Genomic DNA, 19,991 nt, shown 5'->3' with positions numbered 1-19,991 from the left:
TTGCTTCGAAACCCAGCTGCTATTTTTTAACCTCATTCATTACAAAGGTATGAAATTAACTACCCTTTACAACCCCGTGTGCGACATCCGGAGGGTAAAGATTAAATTTTTATTGGTCATGAAATTGACTACGATTTTACTATTGGTTGGTGCCTTACATGTTTCGGCAGCCACCTTTTCGCAAACTGTAACGCTCTCTCGAAGAAAAACTTCGCTTAAACAGGTTTTTAAGGAGATCAAAAAGCAAACAGGCTATTTTTTCTTTTATAAAGGTCAGTTGTTGCAAGATAAGCCCGAAATAACAATAGAATTAATGAAAGCTTCGTTAACTGATGCATTGAATGCCGCTTTAAAAGATCAGAACCTCAGTTTTAACATTGTTAATAAGACCGTCGTAATTAACGGTAAGGCAGATTTACCGGCGCCAACGGCAGTTGTTAACGCCAAAATTGAAGTAAAAGGTGTTGTTGCTGATAAAGCTACAGGAGAAACCATTCCGGGCGTTAATATTTCCATTAAAAATGGTGCAAGTGTAGGCATTACCAACGAAAAAGGCGAATTCAAAATAAATGTTGACGAAGGAAACATTTTGGTTTTTAGTTATGTGGGCTACGACTTGTTTGAAACCAAGGTTACAGGTACTAAAACGTTAAACGTTAAGCTTGTCTCTAAGATGACTCAAATGAACGATGTAGTGGTAACGGGTTATCAAACGATAAAAAAAGATAACTATACCGGTAACGCGATTACGATATCCGGAGATCAGCTGAGAAGGGTAAACCCACAGAGTTTGCTTCAAAGTATCGGAACATTCGATCCTTCATTTAAACTGATAGATAATAATCTTGCAGGCTCTAATCCAAACAGAATTCCTTCTATCAATGTTAGGGGAGCTTCTGCATTGCCAAGTGGCGATGGGCAGGTGCTGAGAAGGGATGATATTCAAGGCAGAGCGAACACGCCTGTTTTTATGCTTGACGGGTATGAAGTAAGCGTAGAGAAAGTATTTGATCTGGATGTTAATAGAATTGCATCGGTTACCTCATTAAAAGATGCGGCTGCAACGGCAATTTATGGTTCACGCGCGGCAAATGGTGTAATTGTGATTACGACTAAAACACCTTTAGAAGGAAAACTAAGAATAGAATACAACTACGAATTGAATCTTACCGCTGCGGATCTAACTGATTATCAGGTTTTAAATGCAGCTGAAAAACTAGATTATGAAGTTTTGGCAGGATTATATAATTCTTCGAAACAACAGGTATCTCAAGATCAGCTTGATGAAATCTATTACCATAAAAAAGCCAATGTTGTTGGTGGCGTTAACAGTTATTGGCTATCGCAACCCCTGCGTAATACCATAGGGCATAAGCATGCCGTAAATCTGGATGGTGGTTCACAAGCATTTCGGTACAATGTAAATCTTCGTTACCAAACCAGGCCAGGAGCAATGAAAGGGTCGGAAAGGGACCAATATTCAGGAGGAATGAGTTTCCAGTATAATGTGAAGAAAATTCAGTTCAGAAATGAATTATCCATAACACAAGTAGGCGCTACCGAATCTCCATATGGCGATTTTTCTAATTATGTAAGGATGAATCCTTATTACCCGTTGCAAGATGCCAATGGCATGACAATGAGGATTTCTGATGTATATGAAAAACAAGACCGATCGAGAGAATATGTTTTTAACCCGCTGTTCGATGCTGGCTTAAGCAGTTTCAATAAATCGAAATACACCGAAATTATTGATAACCTTTCTGCTGATGTAGAGGTTGCGAACAACCTTCGGTTAAGGGCGCAAATGAGTTTAACCAGCAAATCGAATTCTGATGACATATTCACCTCGCCACTGGCAAATAAATATTACCTGTACACAACAGATAAAATAGATGAAAAGGGCGAATATACGAACAGGGAAATGAAAGAAACCTATTGGGATAGTAATATCAGGTTAACCTGGCTAAAGCAGATAGGCGGTAGTTATTTTAACGCTTTAGTGGGTGTAAATGCCCGTACAGAGCTGCGCGATCAAAAAGAATTTACGGCTATTGGATTTGCTAATGATCGTTTTACCAGTATAGGCTTTGCCAAGGGTTATGCTGAAGATGGAAAACCGCAAAGCAGGCTCGAAAAAGCAAGGCTTTTTGGCTCTTTTTTTACGATGAACTACTCGTATAAAAACCGCTACCTTATGGATGGAACCGTTCGTATTGATGGTTCTTCTAAATTCGGAGTGAACAATAAACTGGCTCCTTTTTGGTCGTTCGGATTAGGATGGAATGTACATCAGGAGGAATTTCTGCAGGGTAATCCTGTAATTAGCCAGCTTAGAATAAAAGCCTCAACGGGTCTCACCGGTTCGGTTGAGTTCGATCCTTATTTATCAAAAACCATTTATAAATATAATACAGGAAACTGGTATTCATCTGGTATTGGTGCCGGAGTAAACAGTTATGGAAATGATAACCTTGGGTGGCAAAAAACGAGGATGACGGATATTGGTATCGATATCGGACTGTTTAAAGACCGTGTAATGATTACGCCGAGAATATATAAGAAGTTTACCAAAGATATTCTGGCCGATATTACATTGCCGCCGTCAACAGGATTTTTATCTTATAAAGAAAACCTTGGCGATATGGAGAACAAAGGCGCTGAGCTGGGGCTAACCATAGATGCAGTAAGAAGCAAAGACTGGTCGGTAAACCTGAATGCAAGTATGGTTTCCAACAAAAACAAAGTGGTGAGAATCTCTAACGCATTAAAAAAATACAATGATAGGGCAGACGAGCTGCAGTCTGTAAAACCAGGAGATGGTGGTTACAGGGGCATTCCCTTACTTAGGTTTAGCGAAGGACAACCTTTTAATGCCATTTATGGTGTACGTTCGTTAGGCATAGATCCGGAAAACGGGCGTGAATTATACCTCAAAAGAGATGGTACACTTACGTATGATTATGATAAGAGAGATTATGTTGTAATTGGCGATCCTAATCCTAAAGTGAGCGGCTACTTTGGTGGAACGGTTAACTACAAAAGATTTAGCTTGTATGTACAGTTTCAAACTTTTTTCGGTGGCGACAAATATAACCTGACACTGGTAGAGCGTGTTGAAAATGCTGATCCAAGATATAATGTTGATAAACGTGTATTCGAAGAAAAGTGGAAGCAGTCTGGCGACCTCTCATTTTATAAAAATATAGCAGATAATGGCGAGACGGATGTAAGCTCGAGATTTATACAGCCTGATAATCTGATCAACCTTCAATCAGTAAACCTTTCTTATGATATGAATAAAAAACTCGCATCTAAATTATCGATGTCGAGTCTCATGTTTCAGATAACGGCCAATGATGTAGTGCGCTGGTCATCAGTAAAAGAAGAAAGAGGCATTAATTATCCGTTTACCAGGAGTTTAACCTTTTCTGTCAGAGCAGCTTTTTAAGCTATTAATGAACAGATTTAAAATATAAAAACATGAAAATTAGATTGTTAATAGGCCTCATCTTCGTAACAGGGTTATTGAGTTCCTGCAAGAAATGGCTGGAAGTTGAGCCGGAATCAGAAATTGCTGCTCCAATTTTATTCAGTACAGAAAATGGCTTTATGGAAGCCATAAACGGCGTGTATAACCGCAGTACAGAATCAGATCTGTACGGCAAAGAACTTACATTTGGCACAACAGAGGTGCTGGCGCAAAATTTTTCGATGCGTGATGACGGACAGGATTATAGACAGACTTCATTGTACAATTATAAGCATGGCGAGTTTATCAAGCGTAAGGATAAAATATGGGCGGGGTTATACAATGCCATTGTAAACTGTAACCTGATCCTCGAAAACGTAGATGCAAAAAGGAACATTTTTAGCGGTGCCAATTATTCCATTGTCAAAGGCGAAGCACTTGCCTTAAGAGCATACTTGCATTTCGACCTCTTGCGTCTTTTTGCACCTTCTTATTTAAGAAACCCAACTGCAAAGGGAATTCCATATGCTAATAAATACACAAAGGAGATTACGCCTGTTGCTAACGTATCAGAAACCCTTGATTTGATCATCAAAGATTTAGAAGAGTCGAAACAATTATTGATTGCAGATCCGATTCGGAGTGCCAGTTATATCGTGAATTATCCCTTAGTTACCGATACACTGAAAAATACAGAAGAGAGAAATCCAAGTCTTTTCTTGCAGAACAGAAGGCATCGTTTAAATTATTATGCAGTATGTGGAACGCTTGCCCGGGTTTACCTTTATAAAAATGATAAGGTTAAGGCCTTGCTTAATGCTAAGGAGGTTATTGACTCGAAAAAATTCCCATGGACAGCAAAAAGTGATTTTGAGGCATTCGAAGATTCGAAAAAAGATCGTATTCTTTATAAGGAACTCGTTTTTGGATGGTACATTCCAGGTGCTGCAAAAGAAATAAAAGACAATTGGTTTCAAAGTGGTACCAGGGGTTTTTACTTGATTGAGGATGCCGCAGATTATATTTATGAGAAGGCAACAGCCGGAGCAAGTGATTCCCGTTATAAATACTGGTTATCCGCTACTTCCAGCCAATCGTCAAGGTCTTACGATATCGTTAAATACCGTAGAAACCCCTTAAGTGCTGAAACGGGCGCAAATTTACATTACCTCATGGCTCCTGCAATCAGGCTTAGTGAGATGTATTACATCGCTGCCGAGTGTTCATATGCAAGTAATCCCACAACAGCGGTCAATTACCTTACGCAGGTTCGTGAAGCGAGGCAAATAGGTGATCCTTTGACCATAAACAACGAAGAAGATTTATTAAAAGAACTGCTTAAAGATGCCCGTAAAGAATGGTTAGCCGAAGGCCAGTTATTCTATATGTATAAGCGGCTTAACAGAGGTATAGTAGGGCAAACCGGTGTAACCATTCCTGCTTCCGATAACATTTTCGTACTTCCTCTTCCTAACGATGAGATTGTTTATGGTGGCAGATAAAACAATTTGAAATTCTATTAATAGCAAATTATGAAAATATATATATTAATATTCGCAATTATCTGCCTTGTTTCATGCAAGAAAGCAGAAGAAATGCGTTTTGATCACAGTGCTAATGTCTATTTCGACATTTATAATGGAGATAAAGACAGTATAGTAAGAACCTTTGCCTATAATCCTACACTGGCCCAGGATACCGTATGGCTACCGGTACGTTTATCCGGAATCAGAACAGATGTAGAGCGAAAATTTAGTGCACGGGTAGATGCTGATTCTTCTACGGCCACTCCAGGAATTCATTACGAAGCTTTGAAAACTCAATATTCAATCCTTCCTAATAAAGGATTGGGATACATTCCTGTGGTGATTTATAATAAGGATAAGGAACTTGAAAACAGATCAGTTTCCATTTTGATCAAATTAACAGGTACACCAGATCTGGGCATTGAAAATCCTTATCTGATCAGGGCAAAAGTCGTATTCTCTTCCAAATTGGAAAAACCAAGCTGGTGGGATAGCTGGCCGCTTCCTCCTTATTCGAGAACCAAACACGAGTTGTTTATTCTGGTAACCGGGCAAACCTCCCTTACTACCGATGGACTGGACGCACCAAAAAACCTCTATTATATAGGTTTATTAACCACTATGCTAAATAATCCATTTAATTGGGTAACTAAAAATGAAGCAAAAGGTTATGTAATTGAAGAGGTAACTGCTGGTAATTCGAATAGTTATTATTTCTACAATAAAAAAAATCCGGCCAAGAAAACGTTGTTGAGAAAAAACACGCAAAATGGCAAATACTATTTTATAGATGAAAACGGCAATGAGGTTATTTAAATGTAAAAACATGGATATTAAAAAATTAATCTTGTTAATAATTGGTGTGGTTTCTCTTGCCGCATGTCATAAAGACCTTGGCAATTATGATATCGATATGCCTATTGAGCCTAAACTGGCCAACCTCGATTCTGTTTACACTGCAAGTGTAGGTGATAGTTTGATCATCAAACCAAAAATAGAAGGTGTGGATGCGGCCAATGTAGAACTTCAATGGAAAATCAGTGTGATGGAAGGGAATGACGTTCTTTATACCGGACCAGCTTTAAGAATCATATTTGGTTTGCAGGCTAAAAGATACGCTGCCCGTCTTACAGTGTTCAACAAAGCAAATGGAATGAAATATTTCCATAAGTTTTACATAGACGGGGGAACCGAATTTGCCAGCGGTACAACGGTATTGAGTATTGAAAATGGAATAACACAGTTTTCATTTGTAAAACCAGACGGCAGTGTAAAGGCCCGTTTATACAGGGCAATGCAGGGGAAAGATTTGCCTGCAAACCCTACAAATTTATTTCTGCTTAGGAACGCATTTACGGGCGGCACAATGTTGGGGTATTGGATTATTACCAAAAATGGCGGAATCAGGTTGGAGCCCAATACCATGCAGGAAGATCCAAAATACCCAAATACACTTAAGGATAACTTCTTTACACAACCGGATAATCTTGAGGTTGGTTCACTGATCTCGCATCCTCAAGGAGTAATGATGGGCGTTGTAAATGGTAAATTTTATGGTGGAACAACGAGCACATGGGATCAGGCAGCTACTTATGGAATGTTCGGCTTACCTGCTGATGGTGATTATGAATTGGCCCCGTCTTTTGTAATGAGCTTTACGCAATCGGCTACTTATTTTATTGGCTTCGACAAAAACAGAAAGCAATTTGTCAGGATCAATCTTTATGGAGCACCTGTTTATTTTGGTACTCAATACTCGGTTACCACAACAAACGCTTTCGATCCTTTAAATGTAGGTATGGATCTTATTCATTTGGAGCAACTTAACAACGCAGATTGTTTTGCCTATAGTAAGGGAACCGATGGAAAGATTTATGAATTAAAGTTCAATGTTCAGTTTAACGGGCCGTTTACCTTTACCCCTCAACATAAGCGTCTTTTTGTACGCCAGGAGTTAATTAACGAAAATACAAAATGGAGTGGTGCTAAAAATGGGGTAATCTATATTGCCAATGGCGGTAAAGTGTATCGGTATAATCCTGTAAATGAAGAGCTCAGAGAGCTGGCTACAACCTTTAGTGGTAAATCGATTACGATGCTAAAACTCAGCGAAGACGAAGAAACATTGATGGTGGGAACAGAAGAAACCGTTTCATTTCTAAATATAGCTACAGGAATGAATGGCGTACTCATTAAAAAGATCGAAGGAATTCCCGGCGCTCCGGTTGATATCGCAATCAGAAAATAACGCTGTTCCACGCTTGGGCTTAAATCTGAGCGTGGAACTTATTTTAAACATAAAGAAACATACAAATGAAAATCATAAAATTAGCAGTATTGGCCTTTTTGTTACCAGTTTTAAGCTGGGCACAAGCGCCGAATTTTAGTTTAACAGGTAAAATAGGCACATTGGGCGCACCAGCGAAAGCCTATATCGATTACATGGACAATGGTGTAAGCCACGAAGATTCAGTAGCGCTTGTTAACGGAAGTTTCAAGTTTGCCGGACATATTTCTGGCAATGCCTACGCCCGTATGGCACTCGATCATACTGGTGGCGGTAAAGGTAAGGCGGTGTATACCGGAGATGTGATTTACTTTTATTTTGGTAAGGAACAGGTAACGATTACTTCAAAGGATTCTTTAGAAAATGCAGTTTTTACCGGTTCGAAGGTTTATCAGGAATATGATGCCTATAACAAAGCTATTGGTGGTACCATTATGGCACTTACCAAAGCCGTTAATATAGATTTTAACCGTGGCACACCCGAGCAGCAAAAAGATACCGCTTACATGAAAGCAGTAGACCTGCGCTTCAGAAAAAACATCCAGAACAGAACCGACAAACAATTTCAATTTGCTAAAGAACACCCAACTTCATACTTCGCTTTGGTAGCACTTTCAGAAGCTGCCGGAAGTAAGGTTGATGTAGCCAAAGTTGAACCGCTTTTTAATGCCTTGAACAAAGCGTACCGTGAAACCGATATGGGAAAAGAACTCGCTCAGCGTATTGCCGCAAGTGGCATTACCGCTGTTGGAAATGTTGCGCCGCTTTTTACACAGAACAATGTGGTAGGCAAGCCAGTTTCGTTAGCCAGTTTAAAAGGAAAAGTAGTACTGGTTGAGTTTTGGGCAAGCTGGTGCGGTCCCTGCAGGGCCGAAAATCCGAACCTGGTAAAACAATATCAAACCTACAAAGATAAAGGCTTCGAAATTATTTCAGTTTCATTGGATAATGTAAAAGAACGCTGGTTAGAAGCGATAGAAAAAGATGGTTTAGACTGGATTCACGTTTCTGACCTGAAAGGGTGGAACAACGAAGTAGGCCGTTTATATGGCGTACGCGCAGTACCTGCAAGTTTTCTGGTAGATGCGCAGGGTAAAATTATCGGTAATGGCTTGCGTGGCGAACCTTTGAATAAAAAGCTTGCTGAAATATTCAATTAGTTATTGGCTGATAAAATATAGATGATGAAAAGAATGCTAACGGCATGCCTGATGCTGTTTTCGCTGCTCACTTTTGGAACTGCGAAATCTCGGGATAAAATTGCCTTAAAGGTTTTGTATGTCGGGTATAATCCCGATAAACCAATGCCGAAAAATGTAGTTTATTATTCGACAACCCCAGCTGTTGTCGAAAAAATATACAAAACCAGAATGGCAGATTTTAAAACCTTTTTGGAACAACGTTTTACCGAAGTTAAGGTAGTGGATGTTGCCGATTACAAGGTAGGGATGTCTGATGAGGTAGATGTAACCTTAATGGATGCCGGCCCGGTTAACATGCCCGCAAACTTTAGTCGCCCAATGGTTTTAATGCACGCCATGGCACCCAATGTGGGTTTGCCTTTAAGTTTAAAATTCGACTGGTACTGCCAGTGTCTGGATGATGAAGCCTTGAACATCAGAACCGATCATCCCATTTTTAATACCCCAAATGCTGTAAAATTAAGCATGGTGAAAAAACCGACGCCGGGCTCTTTTTTTAACGGACATCAAGGCGTTGGTACACCCAAAGAAATGAATAGGTGGCAGGTGGTAAAGCAAGGCTTTTCTTCCAAAGAACCTTATTTAATTGGCATGGTTTCGCATGGCGAAGGATTTAACGATTCTCCAGATGCTGAATCTATTTCAGGTGGTGTTTGCCTTAAAAATGCCGAGGCAGTGGCATTAGGTCGCCAGGGGAATTACTTTATGTGGGGTTTTGCAGGCTCTCCTGATTATATGACAGATGAGGCAAAAGATGTTTTTGTAAACACGATCTGTTACATCAAAAAATTCGATCGTCTTCCGGCTATTGTTAAAAAAGTGCAGATCGAAACCCGTAGTGGTATAGATGAACAAATCTATCGGTTAAGCAAAGATCTTTATAATCAGGCCATTGTATCAAGGCGTGAAGGGAACCTACGTATGCTGAAAATGCAACAGGAATTAAAAGATAAAAAAGCAAAGGGAGAAGATATTGGCCATGGCAACGAAATGTTTTTGAAAATGCCGGTAACCAATGATACCCAGTCTTTTGGGGATTATGTAAAGGGTTATGCCGGAGATAGTTTATTTGCCATATATGGTACTAATATCAGTCTCTACCACAAATACTACCGCCAAAATTATGAATATTTCTATCCTTCTGGCGTGTATACCCTTCAGTTAGACCGTGATGCACAAAAGCTAGGCATTTCTAACCGTAAAGTGGCGCTTTTAGATAAATGTGTAAGTTTATTGGAGGCCAACAAAGAGGTAGCGATGGCCCAGCGCTTGCTCGAACGTTACACTACTCAAAAATTCAACAAAGCAGCTGAATGGAGAAATTGGCTCAATCTAAACCGTAATAATTTATTTTATACCGAATCTGGCGGCTTTAAATTCATGGTCAATACCTATGGAAAAAGCTTTCCTAATGGTCAACAGCAAAGTTACCAGTTGCCAAAAGCGATTGTTAATGATGAGCCTACCGCGACCGATCCGGTTGCGGTTTCTGCAAGGTTTATTCCCGGTAATGGAAATAAAAAAGACAGTTTGCTTATCGAAGCCAAAATTTTAAAAGGCTGGCATATTTATGCTTATGTTTCTAAAGATAACCCATTTGTCGTTACCGAAACCAGGTTGGAACTTCCTGAAGGCGCTGTAGCTGATCAGGAATGGAAAACAACAGCAGCTATTCCATATCCGGGCAACGATGGCATGTTTATTTTTGAAGGAAAGGCAAACTTTAGGATAATGGTCGATTACAGCAAGGCAAAAGCAGGCACTAAAATTAAATGTGGCTTATACTATCAGGTGTGTGATGAAACCAAATGTTACCCACCGAAAGAAAAGATATTGGAGATACTCATTTAAGCTATCTATGCGCTCGGCATGGTCGGTAAAATGACCTTGCCTTTTTTTTAACCCTTTAACTTAAAATATGAAATCTTTTTTAAGGCTTTGTCTCTTGGCTTCTTTGTGCCTGTTTGCACGTATTTCTGTATCGGCGCAAACTGCTGTAAACAAAGCTGATTCCTTGCACAATAAGCTTTTATCAGAAATGATCGGTTTACCTGCTGCAAATTTTACCTTAAAAGATCTCGATGGAAATGCAGTATCGCTAAAGGATCTGAAAGGGAAAATAGTTGTACTCGATTTTTGGTCGACATGGTGTGTGCCCTGTAAAAAATCTTTTCCTGCGATGCAGCTTGCCGTTAATACCTATAAAAATGATCCTTCTGTAAAGTTCTTATTTATCCATACCTGGGAAACCACCAAAACACCAGTTGAAGATGTAAAAAAATACATCGCACAATCGGGCTTTAATTTTCAGGTGCTAATGGACCTGAAAGATGAAACTGGACATAATGCTGCGGTTGAAGATTATGGCGTAAGTGCCATCCCTGCCAAATTTATTATCGATAAAGCAGGCAACATTGTATTTAAACTAACCGGCTTCACCGGAACCGATGCCGCTGCGCTCCAGGAAATTTCTGAGCGGATTAACCTGGCAAAAAATCATAAGTAATAATGAATAATTCTATAAAGGCATTAACAGTAGCCTTAGTGATACTGTTTAACCTAAGTGCTATTGCACAGAAAAAGCAAGTTGTCAAATTTCAGAAAACCATTGCCGATGCAGTTAAAAAAGCATATCCTGCAAGTGTAAGGATGTGGGGTTTCGATGTACAGCAAAACCAAAGAACCAGTGCTCAGTTTAGTGGGGTTGTGGTTAGTGCCGATGGTTATATCCTAACCGCTGCACACACCATTTTGCCCGGTAAAAATTATAAGGTTTTTTTTCCTGATGGCCGCGAGTGCATCGCGCTGGCACTTGGTAAAATAGAAAATAAAGAAACGCCAGGCATTCCAGATGTGGGCATGATGAAAATTACCGATAAAGGTACCTATCCATTTGCTGAGATGGGTTATTCAGCAAGTTTGCTTAAAAACGAACCTTGTATCAGCATTTCTTATCCCGAAACCCTAAATCAAACACTGCCAACCTTAAGGTTAGGAAATATTGCAGAGGTGAAAAATGAATATGGTTTTATCCGCTCCACCTGCAAAATGGAACCAGGTGATTCTGGTGGCCCTTTATTTGATTATTATGGCCGCGTAATCGGCTTACACAGTGCTATTGATGTTTCGGAAGACATGAATTTCGAAATTCCTGTTGACCTTTACCGCCGCTATTGGACGGCTTTAAACAGCGAAAAACTTTATACCGTTTTCCCAGAAAAGAAGGATAGTGTGAAAACAGATCCCTTGTCTTTGCTATTACAGAAAGAAAGCAAACAGAAGGCTTTACACCCTGATTTTAATATGCCAACGCTTAAAAACAGCTGCTTTTCCATCAAAAGTATGATAAAAGGAAAAAACCAGGATATTTATGCCACTTTATTGAATGTTAACACAGCCAATGGAGCTAAAAAACAACTTCTATTGAGTAAAAACACGATGGTTGGCGAACAAGCAAAAGGTGATATTAATGGAGTTGCGGTGCCAATTAAGTTAATAGGAAAAGATCAGGAGAATGACCTGGTTTTATTTGAACTTGACCAACGGATAAGCGGTGGGATTGATTTAAATATTTCTGACAGCGACAGCGTTAGAATAGAGATGGGTAAACTTCTTTATAGCATTGATCCCGCTGGCAAAGTGATGCGCAGTGTTTTGGGCAGTAAGCTATTTAATTTGCCGAAAATTAATAGTCAGCCTTATTTAGGCGCAATGGTGGTTTATAATTCCAGTCCTGTTCAGTTTTCGTTAATCAAAGAAGGCAGTCCGGCAGAAAAAGCAGGCATAAAAGTTGGCGATGAGCTGATCAGTATGAATGGTAAACTGATAAAAAAAGCAAGTGAATTTGCCCCGGAAATAATGAAATATTGGGCAGACGATGAGGTTTCTTTTGAATGGGAAAATGCTTCAGGTAAGATGAGTAAAACATTAAAACTAGAGGGACGGGGTCAGTCGGTATTTAATCACCCAGCAGAGAAATTTGAAGGTGGAAAGTCGGAGCGAAGAGATGGTTTTAATGCTGTTTTTACACACGATGCAGCCGTTAAAGCCAATGCCTGCGGTTCTCCTGTTTTCGATTGGGAGGGTAATTTTTATGGGATTAACATCGCCAGGTTTAGCCGAACTACTACTGTTGTGGTACCGAAGAAAACGATAATAGATTTTGTTTTGAAGACTATTCAGTAGCATGGTTTTCGCCACGGAAACACAGAAGTCACGGAATTTCTATTGGTCGGTGTTTCACCGACCAATACTTAGGATTTATTACCAAATATATTTCGGTCGGTGAGACAGCTACCGATAAGGACTGCCTAACCGAAGAGCGTTGCGCCTGCTTTCTAAAAAACGGTACGTTATGCATAATTCTTTGGAGCGGTTTGCCTGTGCTAATATTAAAGTTTGTTCCCTTGCTTTGCTGTATCCTTACGCTGCGCTTCGGGGATGCCGCTACGCCCGGGGCTAAGCACTTTTTTTCTGCAAGGAAGCTGATGCATACGTAATTACCTGAATTTATCTAAACACCCCGGCCCTGTGATGAATTAACTTTGGTAAGCTCGCTTTCGGCTTTGTTTACTACACAGCCCCCGGTAAAATAAACCTTATTGTAGCGGCTATTCTTTTTGTTGCAAGACTATATCGTTTATGCAATTAATTCACAAAAAGATAGAAGCGGAAAGAAGGACTGCCTAAACCGAAGCGCGCTGCACCTGCTTTCCAAAAAACAATACGTTATGCATAATTATTCTTTCTAGTAGGTGGTGTCTCACCGACCACTACTTTAGGATTACTGCCATACAAGACCCTGAAATGAATTACCTTCGGTGAGCTCGCTTAAGGCTTGGTTTACTTCGTAGCTTTCCACTTCGGTACAGATCAGGGTGACGATTTCGTTAAGAAGGATCGATAAGACAAATTATTTCTTCAGTAAGGTATCAATCTCTGTATTAAATTCTTTCACAAATTCATCATAAAATTTACCGGTTGCGGGGCCATTAAAACCCGTATGGATCTGCGCTACATTGCCCTGTTTATCGATGATTATTGTGGTTGGAAACGATAAAAAAGAATCGAGTGCAGGCAACGATTCTGATACGACCTGCTTATCGGCAGTACCTGCAATAACCTGGTCGTAATCTATTCCAAAACGTTCGCGGAAACGTGTCATCACCTTTTTTGCATATTCGGGTTCGGTTGAGCGTTCGTAATGCAAAGCAATAATTTCTACACCACGTTTCTTGTTTTCTTTATACCAGGGCGCAATAAAAGTAGCTTCGTCAACACAATTTGGACACCAGCTTCCGGTTATGGTTAAAATCACCACCTTGTTTTTATATTTTTCATCCTTTAACGAAATCTTTTTCCCGTTTACATCAGGAAAGCTAAAATCAAGCGTTTTGTATCCTTTTTTCAGGTAAGTAAGTTTGTAAGGATCGGGCAGGGCAGCATCTTTATTTTTAGTTCCGGTAAAAGGCTGACTTCCCCTTGCGCCTAAAATTTCGCCAGTTAGGGAGCCATCTGGCTGAAAAGTTCCTTTGTAATAGGAAGGAGAGGAACCAATAAAGCTGGAAAGTTGAAATTCATTTCCTTCTACTACACCTTCCAGATAACGTGAATCGCCTGTTACACGGAGAAAAGTGCCAGTAAGTTTGTTACCAGTTTGCTTAAATAAACCTACTGTTTTCTCTTCCTTACCATTTGGCGATTTAAAAACTACATCATAACTGCCAGAATAGTCTGCCTTTGCAGGTTTATCTGTTGTTTTAAAACGGTAATTTTTTCGTTCAGCAACAATGGTTAAAGGTTTGCCGGCTTTATCCTGTTTCCTTAATGTGCCTGTTAATTGATCACCATCTATTGCAAATGCGAGTTCGTTATCAAATTGATCCAGTTTTACGAAAAGCGAATCAGCTGTTTGTTTTACAAGGCCACCTTCGAAACTTTCTTCAGCATTGCGGAAGTATAATTTCTGCTGACCGCTTTTTTCGCTGATTTCGAAGTTAAAGGGGATTTCTAATCCTTCCTTAACCTTAGCTATTCCACGCCAGATGCCGAGGGCAACAAAAACATTTTGTTTTTTCTCTTTAAGCTTTGCTGCTTGATTATTTGCTAATGCAATATGGTCCTGAGCATAGGTGAAAGTTATTGATATAGCCAATACGGCTGTTAAAATGGATTTTAGTTTCATTGGGATGTGTATTTGTCGACTAAACTAGTAGACAAATATATGGATGTAATTGGCAAAGAAAAAATTTTTCAACAAAAATCTATAAAAACTATAGGATAAATGGAATTAATTATACCTTTGCCCCAGTTATTTTAAAATACTTATCAAGAAAGGCGGAGGGAATGGCCCTGTGAAGCCTTAGCAACCATCTAAATTTTTAGAAATGGTGCTAATTCCATCCCAGATGAATCTGGGGTAGTTAAGTCAGTTGTTTGCGTTATCCTTATAAGAACTATATGGAGCACTTCTGATTTAAGGGGTGCTTTTTTTTTGCCCTGAATGCGTTCTTGAAATTAAATTATGCATTAAATAAAATCATTCAAATGAAAAAGACAGACGAGCTGAAATCTATTAATGTAAACCTTAACGCATGCTTCCGAATGCGTGGAGTCTGTTAAAATTGCTCCATTTTAACAGGCTTTTTTAGGCTAACCATTCCTTTTTCTCTTTAAAAACAAATACACTTTTAGCCGTGGTAAAATTGTTTTGCCCAAAATTATTATCCCTTTTAATTGATTATTAACTACACACTTATGTTTAAAATTTTAAAGTCAATAGCGTTTATCTTTCTGCTCTTTATTGTGCAAAAGCTTTCCGCTCAAAATGCCGCGGTTACCGGAACGGTAAAGTCGGCAGATGGTGAAACACTCCCTGGTGTTTCCATTTTAATAAAAGAAACCAAACAAGCCACCATTTCTGATGCAAAAGGAGCTTTTTCTATTCATGCACCAGATAAGGGTACATTGGTATTTTCTTATATCGGTTTTAAGAGCCAGGAAATACAGATCAATAAAAACGCCGGCCCCATTTCGATCATTCTTCAGTCAAGCGATAATGCGCTTGATGAGGTAGTGGTTACTGCATTGGGTATTTCGAGGCAGAAGAAATCGCTTGGTTATGCTGTTCAGGAATTAAAAGGACAGGATTTGGCCGAAGCTAAAGAGTCGAACCTGGTAAATGCACTGGCCGGAAAAATAGCAGGTGTAAGGGTAACCAATAGTCAGGGGAGCATGGGTTCCTCGCGTGTGGTCATCAGGGGGGAAACATCTATTGCCGGAAATAACCAGCCATTATTTGTGGTTGATGGGATTCCGGTAGATAATTCTCAGTTAAATTCGGCTGGGGCCAGAGATTATGCCAATACCATTTCAGACATTAATCCAGAAGATATAGAATCGATGAGTGTATTAAAAGGACCAAATGCCGCTGCATTATACGGTTCGAGGGCTGCGGCAGGTGTCATCCTCATTAAAACCAAAACAGGTAAATCGAAAAAAGGATTAGGCATTGCCATCAATTCAAACGCGGTTTTAGAAACCTTGCTTACGCTACCCGTGTATCAAAATGCTTTCGGTCAGGGATCGGAGGGCAAATTTAGTTATGTAGATGGTGCAGGTAAAGGCATTAACGATGGAGTAGATGAAAGCTGGGGTCCTAAATTGGATGGTAGGCTAATCCCACAATTTTATTCGAAGGGAGTAGCCGTTCCATTTGTGGCGCATCCTGATAATGTACGTGATTTCTTCCAAACCGGATATTCATTAAACAATGGGGTATCTATTGCAGATGCAGGCGAAAAGTACGACTTCCGTTTATCGTACAATAACCTGAAACAGGTAGGTATAGTACCAAACTCCGGACAGGGCAAAAATTCATTTGTATTGAATACTACAATAAAAGTAACACCCAAATTAAGTTTAACCGCAAATGCAAACTACAGCAAACTTAATTCTGATAATTTACCGGGAACGGGTGGTTCGAGATCTACCAGTACCATGTTGCAGTTTACCTGGTTCGGCCGTCAGGTTGATATCAACCAATTGAAAGATTATTTGGATGAAAATGGAAAAACGTTTAACTGGAACAATAGCTATTACAGCAATCCTTATTGGGTAGCTTACGAAAATACCGTATCGCAAAACCGTAGCCGCATTATTGGAAGTTTAGCCCTGAATTATAAGATTATTGATGGACTTGATTTCAATTTCAGATCAGGGACCGATTATTACAACGATAGACGTAAAGTTAGGATTGCATATGGCACCAATGGAACGCCTTTCGGCTCTTATACTGAGAGTGCCTTTACAGTAAGTGAAAATAATACAGATGCGACATTAAACTTTAACAAACAGTTGAATGACGATTTTAGTCTCGAATTGTTAGGTGGTGGGAACATCCGCAGGCAATATATCGAGCAGAACGATCAAAGTGCGCCTAAATTGGCCATTGCCGGACTGTATACCCTTAAAAACTCCCGCGATCCTTTAATTTCATCAAATAATTTATCGCGGTTAAAATCTTACAGTGTTTATGCCTCTGGACAGATTGGTTTCAGGAATTACCTTTTTGCCAACATCACGGCCCGTAACGATTGGTCATCTACCTTACCAGCGCAAAACAGATCGTATTTTTATCCATCATTTAACGGAAGTTTTGTAGCAACAGAAGCATTCGACATTAAAAGTGAAGCCCTTAATTATTTGAAAATACGTGGAGGTTGGTCTAAAGTAGGTAAAGATGCAGATCCTTATCGCTTGATCAATACTTATGCATTTAGTGCACCGTTTAGCGCAAACCCTCAGCTTACCACAAGTAATATCGACCTTAATCCTAACCTTAAACCAGAAACTACCACTTCAACAGAACTGGGCGTTGAGGCTGTTTTCTTTAACAAAAGGTTACGTTTCGATTTAAGTGCATATAACACCAATAGTTACAATCAGATTTTAGCTGCCGATGTAAGTCAAAGTACCGGATTTAGTTCAAAACTGCTTAATGCCGGAAAAATAAACAACAAAGGTATTGAAGCACAGTTGGGCATTACACCAATTAAAAAAACTTTTACCTGGGATATTGATTTCAATTTTGCTGCTAATAGAAGTAGGGTAATTGAACTTGATGCGGAGAAATTATTAACGAATTATATTGTGGCTACCAATTCGGCGCAGGTTATTGCTACCGTTGGACAACCTTATGGATCATTGTTCGGAACCGCTTTTTTAAGAGATGGCAATGGAAATATCATTGTAAACGCTACAGGTGCACCAACTACAAATCCAACAAAACAGGTATTGGGAAAATATACACCAGATTGGATTGGCGGCGTTTACAATACTTTCAATTATAAAGGCATCAGTTTAGGCGTTTTGGTTGATGCCAGTATTGGTGGCTCTATTTATAACGGAACTTATGCTACAGGAACTTATACCGGGGTTTTAGCCTCTACGCTTCCGGGAAGAGCAGCAGAATACGGCGGAATCTCATATTATTATCCGGATAATAAGAAGGAAAATGGTACGGTAAGGATAAACGGAACAGCCCCGGCGGGAGTTACGGTTTATGATGATGGGATTGTTTTTGATGGCGTAACTGCCGATGGTAAACGCAATGAAAGAGTATTGCCTGCGCAACAATATTATAAATCATTCAGAAATATCGATGAAGCAAATATTTTCGATGCTTCATATGTAAAACTCCGCGAGGTTAAATTAAGTTATAACCTGCCGTCAAAATGGCTTCGCCCATTAAGTTTACAAGGCGTTTCAGTATCACTTGTTGGCCGTAACCTATGGATTATCCACCGCAACACAGTAGATATCGATCCAGAAGTAGCTTTTAATACGGGTAACGGTCAGGGTTTAGAAAGTCTTTCTAATCCAAGCACACGCAGTTACGGTATAAACCTGAATGTTAAATTTTAAATCTTACCATCATGAAAAATAAAAAACTATATATACTGGCTATTCTGGCAATTGCATTTTCATCTTGTAATAAAGAACTTGATGAGGTAAACATTAATCCGAATGCTCCGGAAATTCCGCAACCCGATTATTTACTTACTGGTACCACTAAAACTACAGCTGATACGTATTGGGGGGTAACCAATAACATGAACTCGAGTCTGCTTTTTGCACAACACTGGGCTAAAGTTCAATATACCGAAGAAGATCGTTATATCTTTTCGAACAGTAGTTTTACTTCTTTATGGTCTACTGGTTATGCGCAAAGTATTGCTGGCTTTAATAAAATTATCGAATTAGGCGATGCACAGGGCAATCCAAATTATAAAGGTGTAGCCCTGGTACTGAGATCGTGGGTTTTTTTGTTACTTACCGATGCTTATGGGGATATACCGTACGCACAGGCTGGAAAAATCAAACAGTTTGTTACACCAGTTTACGATAAACAAAAGGATGTTTACTACGGTATTCTTAACGATTTAAAGACTGCACAGGCAGCTTTAGATCCAGCTTCAGGAAAAGTTATAGGTGGAGATGTGATTTATAGCGGCAATATTGCTTTATGGAAAAAGTTTGCCAATTCTTTACGCCTCCGTATCGCATTACGCATTGCAGATAAAGAGCCAGCTAAAGCTAAACAGGTAATTGATGAAATACTTGCAGAAGGTGGTACTTATATTAATAGCAAATCGGAGAATGCACAACTGTTCTACAGTGATTCACCTCAGCAAAATCCGGTAGCAGCCTCGTTCGAAACCAGGAATGATTACCGGATCAGCAAAACCATCGTGGATAAACTTTTTGCACTAAATGATCCTAGGTTGCCAGTTTATGCAAGCAAAACTGATAATGCTACACCTCAAACGTATGTAGGCATTCCGAATGGCTCAACAAATTCAGAAGCCAGTGCAATAGGTTTGGCAAATTCTTCCAGACCAGGAACTTATTTTTTAGCACCAAAAGCACCTGCTGTGATTTTTAGCTATGCCGAACTGCTTTTTGATAGGGCAGAAGCCGCTGCAAGAGGTTTTACTGCCGAAAATGCAGCTGATCTGTATAAACAGGCCATCAGGGCATCATTTGATCAATACAGTATTGGTGGAAGTGCTGTTGATGATTATATTAATCAGGCTTCAGTACAATATGATGCAGGTAATTATAAAAAATCAATCGGTGAACAAAAATGGATTGCTTTATTTGGTCAGGGTTTAGAAGCCTGGGCAGAGCAGAGAAGGTTAGATTATCCCCAATTAACTGCATCTGTTAATACCGTGTTGAATGGCAAAATTCCGGTACGTTTTATTTATCCAGGTTCTGAACAATCGTTAAACGGACAGAATTATAAAAATGCGGTGAGCAGCCAGGGTGCAGATTTATTAACCACCAAACTTTGGTTTGATGCATTTTAATCCGATAGTGGTATCAGATGTTACCATCTGACACTCTTAGTATTATCAACTGTTAGCACCTTAGTGCGGTATCATATGTTATTATCTTAAACTGCAAACAAAAGCGTCCCGATTTAAATCGGGACGCTTTTG

Annotated in this window: 11 protein-coding genes and 1 riboswitch; of the genes, 10 read left to right on the top strand and 1 reads right to left on the bottom strand. The window is 39.6% G+C overall.

The genetic code is table 11. The features are described 5' to 3' along the window. Window positions 1–118: 118 nt before the first annotated feature. From LQ227_RS16925 to LQ227_RS16890, 8 genes are all read left to right on the top strand, one after another. Window positions 119–3,451 (top strand): SusC/RagA family TonB-linked outer membrane protein, encoded by a 3,333-nt coding sequence (locus LQ227_RS16925; RefSeq protein ID WP_230141879.1) that lies wholly within the window; start codon window positions 119–121, stop codon window positions 3,449–3,451. Between the two features lie 32 nt (window positions 3,452–3,483). Continuing rightward, the gene (locus LQ227_RS16920; protein ID WP_230141877.1) at window positions 3,484–4,974 is read left to right on the top strand and encodes a RagB/SusD family nutrient uptake outer membrane protein; all 1,491 of its coding nucleotides are present in this window, start codon (window positions 3,484–3,486) and stop codon (window positions 4,972–4,974) included. A 30-nt stretch (window positions 4,975–5,004) separates the two neighbouring features. Next, the gene (locus tag LQ227_RS16915) at window positions 5,005–5,814 is read left to right on the top strand and encodes a DUF4843 domain-containing protein (protein WP_230150069.1); all 810 of its coding nucleotides are present in this window, start codon (window positions 5,005–5,007) and stop codon (window positions 5,812–5,814) included. A 10-nt stretch (window positions 5,815–5,824) separates the two neighbouring features. Beyond that, window positions 5,825–7,246 carry a PKD-like family lipoprotein gene (locus LQ227_RS16910; RefSeq protein WP_230150068.1) on the top strand — a complete coding sequence of 474 codons (1,422 nt, stop codon included), beginning with the start codon at window positions 5,825–5,827 and terminating at the stop codon, window positions 7,244–7,246. Between the two features lie 65 nt (window positions 7,247–7,311). Continuing rightward, complete coding sequence (locus LQ227_RS16905; protein ID WP_230150066.1) at window positions 7,312–8,445, top strand: TlpA disulfide reductase family protein; 1,134 nt, start codon at window positions 7,312–7,314, stop codon at window positions 8,443–8,445. A gap of 24 nt (window positions 8,446–8,469) precedes the next feature. Continuing rightward, entirely contained in the window at window positions 8,470–10,338 is a 1,869-nt protein-coding gene (locus LQ227_RS16900) for a protein-disulfide reductase DsbD domain-containing protein (protein WP_230150064.1), read from the top strand. A 67-nt stretch (window positions 10,339–10,405) separates the two neighbouring features. After that, window positions 10,406–10,993: a TlpA family protein disulfide reductase gene (locus tag LQ227_RS16895; protein WP_230150061.1), complete on the top strand. Its 588-nt coding sequence runs from the start codon at window positions 10,406–10,408 to the stop codon at window positions 10,991–10,993. A gap of 2 nt (window positions 10,994–10,995) precedes the next feature. Continuing rightward, the gene (locus tag LQ227_RS16890; RefSeq protein ID WP_230150059.1) at window positions 10,996–12,672 is read left to right on the top strand and encodes a trypsin-like peptidase domain-containing protein; all 1,677 of its coding nucleotides are present in this window, start codon (window positions 10,996–10,998) and stop codon (window positions 12,670–12,672) included. 727 nt (window positions 12,673–13,399) lie between these two features. On the opposite strand, the gene LQ227_RS16885 is transcribed toward LQ227_RS16890, so the two are convergent. Then, window positions 13,400–14,671 (bottom strand): peroxiredoxin, encoded by a 1,272-nt coding sequence (locus LQ227_RS16885; RefSeq protein ID WP_230150057.1) that lies wholly within the window; start codon window positions 14,669–14,671, stop codon window positions 13,400–13,402. Between the two features lie 137 nt (window positions 14,672–14,808). Next, window positions 14,809–14,916: riboswitch (SAM riboswitch) on the top strand. A gap of 327 nt (window positions 14,917–15,243) precedes the next feature. On the opposite strand from LQ227_RS16885, the gene LQ227_RS16880 reads away from it, so the two are divergent. Both LQ227_RS16880 and LQ227_RS16875 read left to right on the top strand, forming a co-directional pair. After that, complete coding sequence (locus LQ227_RS16880; protein WP_230150055.1) at window positions 15,244–18,411, top strand: SusC/RagA family TonB-linked outer membrane protein; 3,168 nt, start codon at window positions 15,244–15,246, stop codon at window positions 18,409–18,411. Window positions 18,412–18,422: 11 nt separating this feature from the next. Beyond that, window positions 18,423–19,859, top strand: a complete 1,437-nt coding sequence (locus LQ227_RS16875) for a SusD/RagB family nutrient-binding outer membrane lipoprotein (RefSeq protein WP_230141845.1) — start codon at window positions 18,423–18,425, stop codon at window positions 19,857–19,859. The last annotated feature ends 132 nt before the right edge of the window (window positions 19,860–19,991 follow it).

It is taken from the genome of Pedobacter sp. Bi27 (genome assembly GCF_918698255.1).
GTDB lineage: Bacteria > Bacteroidota > Bacteroidia > Sphingobacteriales > Sphingobacteriaceae > Pedobacter.
Note: the sequence above shows the minus strand (reverse complement) of the source record. Positions and strands in the feature narration are given on the sequence as shown.